The 13,128-nt window shown below is 34.8% G+C and carries 14 protein-coding genes; 4 read left to right on the forward strand and 10 right to left on the reverse strand.

All coding sequences use genetic code 11. The features are described from left to right. Positions 1-130: 130 nt before the first annotated feature. Positions 131-1,183, forward strand: coding sequence for a porin (locus K7G93_RS01895; protein WP_226690964.1), 1,053 nt, complete (start codon positions 131-133; stop codon positions 1,181-1,183). 169 nt (positions 1,184-1,352) lie between these two features. Beyond that, the gene (locus K7G93_RS01900) at positions 1,353-2,390 is read left to right on the forward strand and encodes a porin (RefSeq protein ID WP_115322887.1); all 1,038 of its coding nucleotides are present in this window, start codon (positions 1,353-1,355) and stop codon (positions 2,388-2,390) included. A 106-nt stretch (positions 2,391-2,496) separates the two neighbouring features. Here the strand turns inward: K7G93_RS01900 and prmB are convergent, their stop codons facing one another. Beyond that, positions 2,497-3,438, reverse strand: coding sequence for a 50S ribosomal protein L3 N(5)-glutamine methyltransferase (prmB, locus tag K7G93_RS01905; protein WP_049215907.1), 942 nt, complete (start codon positions 3,436-3,438; stop codon positions 2,497-2,499). A 123-nt stretch (positions 3,439-3,561) separates the two neighbouring features. On the opposite strand from prmB, the gene smrB reads away from it, so the two are divergent. Beyond that, positions 3,562-4,068, forward strand: coding sequence for an endonuclease SmrB (gene smrB, locus K7G93_RS01910; protein WP_226690965.1), 507 nt, complete (start codon positions 3,562-3,564; stop codon positions 4,066-4,068). Here smrB and yccS read toward each other — a convergent pair. The 5 genes from yccS to K7G93_RS01935 form a co-directional block, all read right to left on the reverse strand. After that, entirely contained in the window at positions 4,054-6,195 is a 2,142-nt protein-coding gene (gene yccS / locus K7G93_RS01915) for a YccS family putative transporter (protein WP_226690966.1), read from the reverse strand. The two genes, smrB and yccS, sit on opposite strands and share 15 nt — an antisense overlap. 14 nt (positions 6,196-6,209) lie before the next feature. Next, the gene (locus tag K7G93_RS01920) at positions 6,210-6,662 is read right to left on the reverse strand and encodes a YccF domain-containing protein (protein ID WP_228400410.1); all 453 of its coding nucleotides are present in this window, start codon (positions 6,660-6,662) and stop codon (positions 6,210-6,212) included. Positions 6,663-6,850: 188 nt separating this feature from the next. Then, positions 6,851-7,555: an outer membrane beta-barrel protein gene (locus tag K7G93_RS01925; protein ID WP_223668095.1), complete on the reverse strand. Its 705-nt coding sequence runs from the start codon at positions 7,553-7,555 to the stop codon at positions 6,851-6,853. Between the two features lie 359 nt (positions 7,556-7,914). Beyond that, complete coding sequence (gene mgsA, locus K7G93_RS01930; RefSeq protein WP_226690968.1) at positions 7,915-8,373, reverse strand: methylglyoxal synthase; 459 nt, start codon at positions 8,371-8,373, stop codon at positions 7,915-7,917. 64 nt (positions 8,374-8,437) lie between these two features. Further along, complete coding sequence (locus tag K7G93_RS01935) at positions 8,438-9,094, reverse strand: curli polymerization inhibitor CsgI-related protein (RefSeq protein WP_160531521.1); 657 nt, start codon at positions 9,092-9,094, stop codon at positions 8,438-8,440. Between the two features lie 176 nt (positions 9,095-9,270). On the opposite strand from K7G93_RS01935, the gene K7G93_RS01940 reads away from it, so the two are divergent. Next, the gene (locus K7G93_RS01940; RefSeq protein ID WP_115322879.1) at positions 9,271-9,543 is read left to right on the forward strand and encodes an acylphosphatase; all 273 of its coding nucleotides are present in this window, start codon (positions 9,271-9,273) and stop codon (positions 9,541-9,543) included. A 1-nt stretch (position 9,544) separates the two neighbouring features. Here the strand turns inward: K7G93_RS01940 and K7G93_RS01945 are convergent, their stop codons facing one another. From K7G93_RS01945 to K7G93_RS01960, 4 genes are read right to left on the reverse strand one after another with little or no spacing between them, the layout of a single operon-like run. Next, positions 9,545-10,387, reverse strand: coding sequence for a metal ABC transporter permease (locus tag K7G93_RS01945; protein ID WP_049215891.1), 843 nt, complete (start codon positions 10,385-10,387; stop codon positions 9,545-9,547). Next, a complete protein-coding gene (locus tag K7G93_RS01950) occupies positions 10,380-11,249 on the reverse strand; it encodes a metal ABC transporter permease (RefSeq protein WP_049215889.1) in 870 nt (289 codons plus the stop codon). The genes K7G93_RS01945 and K7G93_RS01950 overlap by 8 nt, the downstream gene beginning before the upstream one ends. Further along, the gene (locus tag K7G93_RS01955; protein WP_049215887.1) at positions 11,249-12,142 is read right to left on the reverse strand and encodes an ATP-binding cassette domain-containing protein; all 894 of its coding nucleotides are present in this window, start codon (positions 12,140-12,142) and stop codon (positions 11,249-11,251) included. The genes K7G93_RS01950 and K7G93_RS01955 overlap by 1 nt, the downstream gene beginning before the upstream one ends. After that, positions 12,142-13,023, reverse strand: coding sequence for a metal ABC transporter substrate-binding protein (locus K7G93_RS01960; RefSeq protein ID WP_191134933.1), 882 nt, complete (start codon positions 13,021-13,023; stop codon positions 12,142-12,144). The genes K7G93_RS01955 and K7G93_RS01960 overlap by 1 nt, the downstream gene beginning before the upstream one ends. Between the last annotated feature and the right edge of the window lie 105 nt (positions 13,024-13,128).

The raw sequence follows: 13,128 nt of genomic DNA on the forward strand, positions 1-13,128 counted from the left end.
TTTTTATTAAATAAATTTTATTTTGTAATGATATGTAAATATAACAGTTACAATACTTTAAGATTGTAACTGTTGTCGTTGAATGGTGTCTGAACCTTTGAATAACTGAGAATTCTAAAAGGAAGTTATTATGAAAAAAGCAAGTATTGCATTAATAGTGTCAGCATTGGCTACAGCTTCAGCAAATGCAGCAACTGTATTCAATCAAGATGGTACAACAGTCGATGTAAGTGGATCTGTTCGTTTACTTTTACAAAAAGAAACCGATAAGCGTACAGATTTAAAAGACACTGGATCACGTCTTACGTTTGATGCACGTCATAACTTAACTGATGGTTTAAATACACTAGCTCAAGCCCAACTTCGTTTTAGTGATGTAGGTATTGGTGATCAAATGAAAGTAGCGCGTTTATTTGCTGGATTTGATTATGAAAAAGTAGGTACTTTAACATTTGGTAAACAGTTGACTATTGGAGATGATATTGGACTTTCTGATTATACTTATGATTTAGGTGGCGTTAACCAACTGATCACCAGTGGTGATAAGGTTATTCATTTTAAATCAGCAGATTTTAACGGTTTCCGTTTTGGCGCAGATTATATATTTGACGAATCTCCAAATAAACGAGAAATAACAGGAGAGAAAAATATTAATAACTACGGTTATGTATTCGGTGCCCTTTACAATAATACAATAGGTGATTTTGGAATAGGGCTGGCAGTTGGATACAGTAGCAAAAAAATTGGTAATTCCATGTTAGCTGTAAATGAAAGAACTTGGACTGCTGGAGGGGAATTGTCTTATAAGCAATTTGCTATTGCAGTAGATTATTCACGAGCGAAGAGTGGTAACTTTGCAACAATGACATGGCGTGATCAAAAACATCCATCTGGTAATCAGAAAGATGATGTATTTAAACGAATTAGAGAAATTGAATTAGGATTGAAATATCAATTTATTCCACAATCGAAAATTTATGCTGATGCTATTTGGGGAAAAGCTGTTTCCACTAATGAAAGAACAGTTCGTTTACGTGCTTATATCATGGGTGTAGACTATCAATTACATAAAAATGTATTAGCTTATCTAGAAGGTGGTACTTTTAAATTCAAACCACAAGATGCTTTAGATCCAATAGTAAAAGATAAAAAAGTTGGTGTAGGTTTACGTGTCTTCTTCTAATATTTAGTTTTATACTGTGATAAAGCTGATGAATTTTCATCAGCTTTTTATTTGACATCTGTTTATTTCTTTGCCAGTATAGCCCAAATCAACAGTATACGAAGTTGATGTAGGTAGATTTTTTTAGATCTAGCTTAGTTAATAAAGATTTCTGAAAAGGAACAGTAGTATGAAAAAAACGTTAATTGCACTAGTAATCACCACGCTTGCTGCAACTTCAGTAAACGCAGCGACAGTTTATGAACAAGATGGTACGAAAGTTGAAGTAGGTGGCTCAGTTCGCCTTGTTTTAGGTAAATTTGGTGATAAGCAACGTGGTGATCTACGTAATGATGATTCACGTTTAGAAGTTAAAGTCAGTCATCATTTAGAAAACGGCTTATCTGCATTAGGTGGCTTAGAAATTCGTTTTGATGAAGACGCAGATTCATCACAAAGCTTTGGCAATCCAAGTACAAACAAGCTTTATGCTGGTTTTTCATATGATCCTATTGGTACATTAACTTTTGGTCAACAAACAACAAATGGTGATGATGTTCAATTAGGTGATTATGCTTATACATTTGGTGGTAATAATAATTTGCCTGAAGATGCTAAAAAATCGATCAAATTCCGCTCTACAGAATGGCATGGCTTCAGTTTTGGTGCTGATTACTTATTTGGTGAAGCAGAGAAAAAGAAAAAATTATCACCATTTACGGATTATAAATATGGTTATGGCGTAGCTGTATTTTATAATCGTGAGTTAATGCAAGACTTAGTATTTAATTTGAATGCTGGCTACTCAGTAGAAACTCAAGATAATGCATCTGCACATCGACCGACAGGTACTTCAATGAAAACTACCTCATGGCGTGTCGCTACTGAAGTTGCTTACGGACCAGCAGCACTTGCAGCAGAATATGGTCAGACACATTTAAAAGTTTTGGATACTTTTAATTCTAAATCAAAACATATTTTAGTTGGCGCTAAGTATCAAGTGATGGAGCCATCAAAAGTTTATTTACAGTGGCAACGTAACCAAGATATATCTGCATCAAATAATAAAATGACAGAAAATGTCTATTTAGCTGGAGTTGATTACCAATTCCATAAGAATGTACTGACTTACATTGAATATGCAAATGTTCGTAGACAGGATAATGCTTATCCAATCAATAAAGAGAGAGATAATAAGTACGGCGTTGGTTTACGCGTATTCTTCTAATCTTTTACATTGTAAATAAACAAAAAAGACCGATTATTAAATCGGTCTTTTTTGTTTAGATATACTCTTTATAAAATTTTGTAAAAAGATACCGCACTTTTAATACTTATTGAAATAAAGCATTGTGTTTAACCAACTCGCCTTTAGTGATTGCAAAAACACCTAGCCCACCATTTTTGAGTTCAAGCCAATTAAATGCGACTTGTGGATATTGTTCAATAAGATGCACCATACTGTTACCTACCTCACACACTAGAATACCATCATCAGTTAAATAATCAGGTGCAGCAGCGAGAATACGTTTAGTGATATTGAGTCCATCTACTCCTGAACCTAACGCAATTTCTGGTTCATGTTGAAATTCTTCTGGCATATCAGCCAAGTCTTCGATATCAACGTAAGGTGGATTACTTACAATGAGATCATACTGATCTTTAGGTAAATCATTAAACAAGTCGGATTGTATTGGATAAACGCGATTTAACATATTGTGGCGTTCTATATTAATTTCTGCGACACTTAATGCATCAGCAGAAAGATCTACCGCATCTACTTCTGATTCTGGGAATTGCTCTGCACAAGCGATAGCGATGCAGCCACTGCCAGTACACATGTCTAAAATGCGTTTCGGTTCTGTTTTTAATAAACCAGCAAAACCTGTTTGAATAAGAGCACTAATTGGTGAACGAGGAATAATAACACGCTCATCAATATAGAAATTTAGACCACAAAACCAAGCTTGCTTAGTTAGATAGGCAACAGGAATCCGTTTTTCAATACGCTGAATGACTGAACGTAATAATACTTCTTTTTCTGTACGGGTTAAATTCGCTGCATAGAATTCAGGAGGAAAGTCGATAGGTAGATCAAGTGTAGCAAAAACTAGCTGTAATGCCTCATCCCAAGCATTATCATAGCCATGACCATAATAAATATCTGCACGATTAAATGTACTGTAAGTCCAGCGTAAGAAGTCTTGGATAGAATGTAATTCATTATGTACTTGATCAGAAATAATGGTTTCAATGAGATCTTGATTATATGTCATAGTATGTCTATAGCTAAAAGAGAAAAGTGACTTAGTTATACCATATTCAATAAAATTTGGGAAATCAAGCTCAATAATAATATGCTATCATAACGGAATTTGAAAAATTAGGTCGAGGTGAATATGCTAAAACCAGAAGATGTTGCGCTATTTCGTATAGCAACTCAAGGGGTCAAAACGTTAAAACAAGATACTTTTGTAGCGCCTCGTCAGAACAAAAGAATCAAAAAATCACCACTAAGACAAATTCGAGAGCAAGAGGACACTTTATTTTATTTTTCTGATGAATATGAACCATTACTAAATGAAGAAAGAGCGGTGAAATATTTGCGAGAAGGGGAAGATTCCCATTTATTAAAACAGCTTCGCCGAGGTGATTTCTCACCTGAATTGTTTTTGGATTTACATGGCTTAACACGTGAACAAGCTAAACTAGAATTAGCGAGTTTAATCCAAGCTTGTGAAAAGGAGCATATTTATTGTGCGAGTGTCATGACTGGTTATGGTTCGTACATATTAAAGCGCCAGATCCCTCGTTGGTTAGTGCAACATCCCAAGGTGAAAGCATTACATCAAGCACCCAAAGAGTGGGGGGGGGATGCGGCAATTTTAATCTTACTCGATGTCTAATTGTTGAAGTATAGTATAGAGTAATGGCAATATTTGACTAATCATATTGAGTTGTTGGATTGGCACACTAAATTGGGGTTGTAGTAAATATTCACATTGCTCTATATTAGCTTTTGCTAAGTCTTCTTTTATTTTTTCCTGCAGTTTAGCGAAGATATCTGGTCTTAATCTATCAATATGCTCTAATACATAGATGATTTTTTTAGCTACTGGATAAAATCCAGAAAGAAACTCAGTATTTTGTTGTAACTTTTTCATATTGCTGCGGTATGCCCCTAATGCAGAAATGTAGCTTAGTAGCGAATAGTTTACCTTAAGCAACTCGAATCCTTTTTGCAAATGAGCCTGATATTTTTGTGGTTCATTATTCATATTCGATATTATAGTGCTTAATGCAGTCGCATTCTCATGAGCATTACGGCGAACAATTCTATATTTCAGATTATCTCCTTTACCAAATTGTAATTGACTAATGATATAAAGGAGATATTTAGCATTACTCTTAATTGCTTGCCGACTGACTTTATCGAGCTGGAGATATTTCCAATCTGGCCATAAGTAAGAGACTGCAAACCACGCAATTGCAGCACCAATCAATGTATCTAACACACGAGAATACATAGCTTCATGAAGATCAAATCCCATGACATCAAAACTAATTAAAACTTGCAACGTGATAAAAAAAGTTGAAAAACTGTAGTTATTACTTCGGAAAAAGAAAAATAAAGTGCTGGTTGCGACGATAAGCCCCAGCTGTAATTCAAGAGTGGGATTAATATAAGGTAATAATGAACCGATGATGACACCTAAAATAGTACCAATTATGCGTTGTCTCAAGCGCATTTTGGTTGCAGAGTAATTTGGTTGGCAAACAAAAACTGATGTCAATAAGATCCAATAACCTCTATCAAGTTGAAAAAATTCGACAATAGTACACGAAGTGAATACTACAATAGATAAGCGGACAGCATGACGGAATAATTGCGAATTAAAATGGCAATGGCTTTTAATTGCATACAGGATATTACTGAGCCCACGTATTTGTTCAGTATGAATTTGTGCTGTACCAGAGTGCTCATTTTGTTGAGACTCTTGATCTAAATGACTTAATTGCCATTCTACAGCTTGTAAATTTTCGATTAATGTTTTTAGATTCAGTAAAAGAGGTTCATTTTCAGGATGAGCTTGTGCATAAAGATCAAAGGATTGATTGAGCCCTAAAATCGCTTTTTCAACTTTATTATTGTAATTATATTTTTTATTTTGCTGTAAGCTCAAACCAATTTCACGACAGGCTTGTGCTTGCAATTCAAACAAACGTTGGATTCGAAAGATAAGATCTGTATTTTTGAGTTGCTCTGCAATAGCTTGATAGTTGAACAGGCTGGAATTGGCCCGCTCATGAATATCTTGTGCAGCAAAATAGTAACGAATCATTTTCGTCGTTCGGCTATGTCTGTGTTGTCCACGGATACGATAAAATAATGCTGTGCGAGCCGAGTTGAATGCATCAATTAATGCACTATCTTTCATAGCTAAATTGACTTCTTTATGACCTAACCATTCTATATCATCAGGATCGAAGAATCGCGCTTTGGCCTCTAAGTATTCGCCTAAGCCAATAAAAGATTTCGCCATACTTTCTTGTACTGGGCGGTTCGGAAAAAATAAATGAACAATTAATGTAGTTATGCTATAGAGCAATGTACCACATAAAATCATAATTGGATTGATAAACCAAACTGTATCAGGTAAGTAAGATAAAGTTGTGTATAACGCGATGACTAGGGTACCAAATGCAATTGTACTATAGCGTTGACCAATGGCACCTACCATAGTAAAGAGAAAGGTAATTACAGTCATTAATAATGTAAATTGAACGCTATTACCAATACTAATTTGAACAACAAGTGAGGAAATAGAAAATGCAATAAGCGTATAGAATACATTTTTTAATCGACCCGTTAATCGGTTATCAAGATCAACTAAGCCACCTGCAATAATCCCTAAAATCAATGGCATGCTTTGTTGTGAGATATCGAGTAACCAAATAGCACAAGCTGCAATATTAACCGCGATGAAAATAGGGATTGTGGCAATGACTTTTGCATTCAGCCAATTATTCATTCTATTTCTTTCGATTATTTATAATGGTTATTGTAATGTTGCTGTGCAGCTTGTTTTCTTGCGATCTCAGCAACTTCTTTTGATACTACGCGTTGTCCAACTGGTAATAAGGCAATACCTGCTAATTTAAAATTAGCGAGTCCAACAGGAATACCAACAATAGTTAAGCATTGTGCAATACCTGAAAAAATATGGAATAAACAAAGCCACCAGCCGAAAAAGATAAACCACAAGATATTTAAGATAGTGCCTAAGGAATTTCCTACTATACTAGTAGGCTCAAGGTATTTCACATGAATAATGTCATTACCGAAAGGCATTAATGACATTTTACTAATTTCCCAGCAGCTTCTTGTATAAGGCAAAGTAATAATAAGAATAGCACTGACCACTGTAGCAAGTAACCAGCCTAAAGTTGTGGCAAAACCACCGAGTACAAAATTAAGAATATTTAAAATTAATGCCATCGTAGTTTACCCTCCAAGTATAATAAAAACAGCGTAATATTATTTATTTGATATTGAGCTACATTATAATGATTAAATAAAATTTTACAAAAACAGACCGCTCTTTGAGTCATTATATTGTCAATTTTATTTATCTAAATAGAAAAAAGCCGTCTATGGACGGCTTTGAAGTGTGAAGTATGTGATATTTAGAATTTAAAACCAACAGATAAACGTAACGCATCATTATTATATGAATTATGGAAATCTTTAGGTTTTTGTTGACGATGATTAGATTGATAAGTGAGAGCGGAGTTCGTATGGTAATATCCAAGTTCAGCTAATAGGAATTTATATTCAATTCCAACGCCTAAACCCGCATAAAGACCATCTTTAGTTTTAAAATGAATAGGGTGCTCAAATGTTTTTCTATCATCTGTATAGCTGGTATACCAAGTACTTTTTGTTTTATTCAGTGCATAACCTAAATCACTTTTAAAATAAAATTTTGTATCTGGATTCAATACGTAATTTTGTTTAAAAATGAAATAGAGTGGGAGAGAAGAATAACGGTTTATTTTGTATGTTTCTTTATCAAACATACCGGGTCTTTCTTCAAAAGTACCTGAATAATGAAACCCATCACGTTTAATATAACCGATGCCAAGACCAATCTCTGTTTGAGGCAAAACATTGTATGTTGTTTCTAAGAAAATACTTGGCGAAAATGTATTTTTCTTTGTGCCAGCAGCGGCAGGAAATTCAGAACCATTCTCTGCTTGTATTTTCATTGTTTCAAAACGAGAGGTTAAGTCAACTCCTGCTTTGCCATAAAAATTAATTTGGTTGGTTTGAGCTGTAGCAAAAACAGAAGCAAGCGATAAAGTTATTAAAAGTAATGTTTGATTTTTCATAATAACGTTCCATGTGTAGTAATAAAAAATTAAATAATGATTTTAAGCAGATAACTCTGCAGCTTTTTATTTTAATTATGAGATGAGTAAGAGTAAAGCAAATTGTTTATAAAATATGTTCAATACTACTTCAGTATAGTCTTTTTGTTCTGATTTGATATCGTTGAATTAATCAGCATAGTAATATTTTATTAGGATTCTCGGGGGAGAGGATTACTTCAATGTGGAAAAGCATTTAAGTAGATAAAATTGAAATCCAGAGCAGTGAATATATTACTTGATCATCTGATAAAATGAATTGATTACAAGCTAATACTATTTTCTGCTCTTGATTTAAATAAATATAACGTCGTTTTTGTTTATTTTAAACGTGCTTTTAAATAGCCATCATAGTCGGGAATTCGGACTTCTGTAATTTGATTAAAGCTTGGCGATGTTACTAGGAAATCAGCCGTTGCCATATTCATTGCAACAGGAATATTCCAGACCGTTGCAATACGCATAAGTGCCTTGACATCAGGATCATGTGGTACGGCATTCATTGGATCCCAAAAGAAAATAAGTAAGTCAATTTTCTTTTCTGCGATTAAACCACCTAATTGTTGATCACCTCCCATCGGACCACTGAGTAAACTTTCAATATCTAATTTAGTTTCATCATGGATGAGATTACCCGTTGTACCTGTAGCATATAACGTATGTTGTGACAATAAATCGTGGTGGGTTTTACACCAGTTTATAAGATCTTGCTTACAATGATCATGGGCTACAAGCGCAATATGTTTTTGCACTGGTAATGTGCGATAAATACTTTGCATGATATCTCCTAAGCTAAGTAAAGAAAAAGTGAGCTAAAAGCTCACTTTCGGACAGTATTGTTGATTATTTTTGATTTTTAGCCCAATTTAAGAAACGCTTCTGAGTTTCTTTATCTGCTTGTTGATACCAATATTGCAGCATTTGCTCTGCAACATTTTCACCTTGAACTGTAATTTTACCCTTTTGTGCTTTTCCGAAGCCAGGAATAGCGGCTGGCATAGTTGTACTCGCCAAAGCGGCAACTGCTGCTGGTGCATTTGATGAGTTATATTCGGACAGATTTTCTACTAGGTTAACACCAGGCAGGAAGCCTTCTTGTTTAAGATATTCTTGTTTGGTTGCAATCTCTGAGCCAGAAACTGTTTTTACTGTGATTCTAGGAGCTTTTTTGAATGTATTTGCATCTCTTTCAGTTTCTAAACGAGGTGCTGAAATAATAATATCATCAGCTGTACCTTGGAAAGTCACAACGATAGGATCAGATTCAAATAATGTACGGTCAGAACCAGAACGTATAATTTCAGAAACTCGAACAACAACTTGATGGGTTTGTGTATCACTAATATTAAAAGAACGAGTCTCTTTTAAAAGTGATTTACCCGGTTTTTGGCCATCAACAGCAAGGAAATCAATATTGGATGAACTTGTTACGACACCTGCAAAGCTCGCTGTACTAGTTAATAGAGCTGCGGTTGCTAATGCAGCGAAACGGAATTTCATATTTGCTCCTATCTTATTAAAGAAAAAGAATTTTTAAATTGACACACTTTATTCAGGAAAGTGCTAAAGTGTATGCTATTCGATATTTGTGTAAATTAAAATAGCAAAATCTATTTTTATTGAAAAAAATGTGATGTTGTTAAAACTTTTAGTAACAGGTCTTATGAGGATATATCATGTTGAAAAAGCAATTTTTTGTGTATGGTATTGTGCAAGGGGTTGGCTTCCGTTATTTTACTTGGCGAGAAGCTGTTAAAATAGGTGTTAAAGGCTATGTGTGTAATCGCCAAGATGGAAGTGTCGAAGTCGTTGCATTCGGTTCAGAACAACAGCTCAAACAGTTATATCACTGGCTAAAACAAGGTCCTAAAACCGCACGAGTGGAATATGTATCTGAACAAGATTATATAACAGACAGTGAGTTTCAAGATTTTTCATTACGCTATTAATTTACTTCATTTTTTTGAGAGTACGTAGCTTTAGTTTTTGATAGATTAAAGCAAGCATAAAGCAAACAGCTTGTAATAAAATAATGCAAGGCCCTGTTGCAGCATCAATATGATAACTAATAATAGTACCGAGTATACTAGTTGTGACTGACATGGATATTGCGATAATGAGCATTCGATCAAAACGTTTACTTAAAATAAAAGCAGTGATACCAGGTGAAATTAGCATCGCAACTACTAGAATAACCCCCACAACTTGCATTGCAGTTATAATTGTTAATGCTAATAAAATAAGTAGTCCATAATGTAAAATTTTGGGTGAAAGTCCAGCAACTCTTGTATGACTTGGGTCGAAACAATAGAGTAAAAAGTCACGACGTTTTACCATTAAAGTGGTGAAAATAAGCGTTGAAATAATAAAGGTATGCAGCAATTCTGTTGAACTTACCCCAAGTAAATTACCAAATAAAATATGAGAAAGATGTTGTTCAGTTTCGACTTTCGTAAATAAGACAATACCAAAGGCAAACATACCTGAAAATACGATTCCCATTACAGTATCTTCTTTGATTCGGCTATTTTCTTTTAAATATCCTACACTTAGTGCGCAAAAAATACCTGCTCCAAATGCCCCCATAGATAGAGGAAGACCTAATAGGAAGGCAATAACAATACCTGGTAAGACGGCATGAGAGATCGCATCTCCCATTAATGACCAACCTTTTAGTACAAGATAGCAAGACAGTACGGCACAAATTATGGCAACAATTAATGCTGTCAATAATGCATTTTGCATGAATGGATAAGAGAAAGGCTCTGTAATCCATTGAATGATATCAGACATTTTCTCTCTCCATTTTTACAGAGTTTTTAACCTCACTTTTAGGTTTTAACACACCATATTTGGGTGAAAAGAAAAAAGCGAGTAAAAAAATCACTGTCTGGAAGCAAACAATGAGACCTCCTGTCGCACCATCTAAGAAATAGCTAATATAAACACCAAGTGCACTAGTACTTACACCTAAAATAACTGCAATGATAGCAAGTGTTTGAAAACGATCTGTAAGTAAGTAGGCAGTTGCACCTGGTGTAATGACCATTGCTATAACTAAAATAGCACCGACAGTTTGTAATGCCGCAACCACACAAGCACTTAATAATGTAAAGAAAAGCACTTTATAGCGTAATGGTGATAAGCCAACAGAAGTCGCGTGAGTTTCATCGAAAAAAACCAGTAATAGATCTTTCCAAAAAATGAGTAATAGACCTAATGTAATAGTAATAATAATAGCAACTTGATTGATATCTTCATCTGCGATACCTAGAATATTACCTAAGATAATATCTTGAACATTAATTGAAGTAGGATTAAGAGAGATGATTAAGAGGCCTAATGCAAAAAATGTTGTAAAAATAAAACCAATGACGGCATCTTCGCGTAATTTAGTAATTGACTTGATCCAGAGAATGGACAATGCTGCTAATATCCCAGAAAAAAAAGCACCTAGTGCATAAGGTAATGAAAGAGCATAAGCGATAGCTACGCCTGGTACGACAGAATGTGAGAGTGCATCGCCAATTAAGGACCAGCCCTTTAACATTAAGTAAGAAGATAAAAACGCACAGATACCACCTACAGCAGCAGACAATATAATTGCTTTCATCATATAATTATATTGAAATGGTTCAAGCAATAAATCCCACATTATTTATCACCTTTTGGTTCTGGATTTTTAGTGATGGGGGCGGGGGGATCGTTTTTCGTTTCACCATAAAATACAGCAGGTAATTCATCATCACTTAGTACCGTCACAGAACGGCTGTCTTCATCATCATGAATATCTTTACCTAATAGTTTTATGTGGCGCAATACACCACCGAAAACCAATTCAAGATTTTTTTGTGTAAAGGTTGTTTCTGTTTTTCCTGTTGCAAGCACTGTTCGGTTAATCATCACAACTTGGTCACAAAAATCGGGAACTGTTCCTAAGTTATGTGTCGAAATAAGGATAAGATGACCTTCAAGGCGTAGTTGGTCGAGTAGATCCATAATGGCATTTTCTGTTTTTACGTCTACACCCGTAAAAGGTTCATCTAAAAGGATTATTTTACTTTGTTGAGCAAGTGCTCGTGCTAAAAATACACGTTTTTTTTGTCCCCCAGAAAGCTCTCCGATTTGTCGATCAGCAAGATGCTCAATACTTACTCTTTGCATAGCTTGTTGGACTTTTTGTTTATCGATTTCACTTGGGATACGCAAAAAATTCATATAACCGTAACGTCCCATCATAATGACATCATAAACTGAAACGGGGAATTGCCAATCAACATCTTCAGATTGAGGCACATAAGAAACGAGATTTTGTTTGAGAGCTGATGAAATTGGTAAACCACACAGTGTTATTGTACCTTGTTGTGGTTTAACCAATCCCATAAGACTCTTAAAAAGAGTCGATTTTCCACTACCATTTACACCCACTAAAGCACAAGTTGTTCCGCCTTCTAAATGAAATGTCATATCATAAATCGCAAGGTGTCCATTATTATAACGTACAGTGACATCATTTACTGAAATTGAGGCAATAGTAGGTGAGGGCATTATTTTTCAAATCCTTTAACAATAGTCGAAACAGTAGTATTTAATAAATCAATATATGTTGGTACAGGACCTTTAGCAGTTGAAAGTGAATCTACATATAATACACCACCATATTTTGCGCCAGTTTCTTTTGCCACTTGTTTTGCTGGTTTATCAGAAATAGTACTTTCACTAAAGACAACAGGGATATTGTTTTTACGTACAGTTTCAATGACTTGGCGAACTTGTTGTGGCGTGCCTTGTTCTTCTGCATTAATCGGCCATAAGTAAGCTTCTTGTAAGCCATAATCTTTTGCTAAGTAACTAAATGCCCCTTCACTAGTGACCAACCAACGTTGGCTATCAGGAATTTTTGATAACTTTTCACGCAAAGGTTGGTCTAGTTGCTTAATCTTATTTGCATAATTTTCTGCATTTTTTATATAGATTTCAGCGTGTTGAGGGTCATATTTCACAAGTGCATTTTTAATGTTTTCAATATAAATTAATGCATTTGATGTTGACATCCAAGCATGCGGGTTTGGTGCATCTTTATATGGACCTTCATAGATTGAAATTGGTGTAATGCCTTCGGTGACAATCACAGCTGGCTTATCTTTAACATTTTGAAAAAATTTTTCAAACCAACGTTCAAGATTTAAACCATTCCATAGGACAAGATCAGCATTTTGAGCTTTTACAATGTCTTTTGGTGTCGGTTCATAATCATGGATTTCTGCACCAGGTTTTGTAATTGATTCAACAACAGCAGCATCGCCAGCAACGTTTTGAGCGATATCTTGAATCACAGTAAATGTAGTTACTACTTTGAATTTTGCAAAAGCTGGAGAGCTAGACACTCCAAGCAAAATTGCACTTAAAAGAACGGCTAAGCGACGCATATCATTTTCTCCTTATGTTGTTAGTTAATAAAGTCGCGAGCATATTCTATTCCTAAAATACTGCACTGTAAATAAAAATGATTATCAAATACGATATATAAATAT

Source organism: Pasteurella canis (assembly GCF_020810675.1).
GTDB classification, from domain to species: Bacteria; Pseudomonadota; Gammaproteobacteria; order Enterobacterales; family Pasteurellaceae; genus Pasteurella; species Pasteurella canis.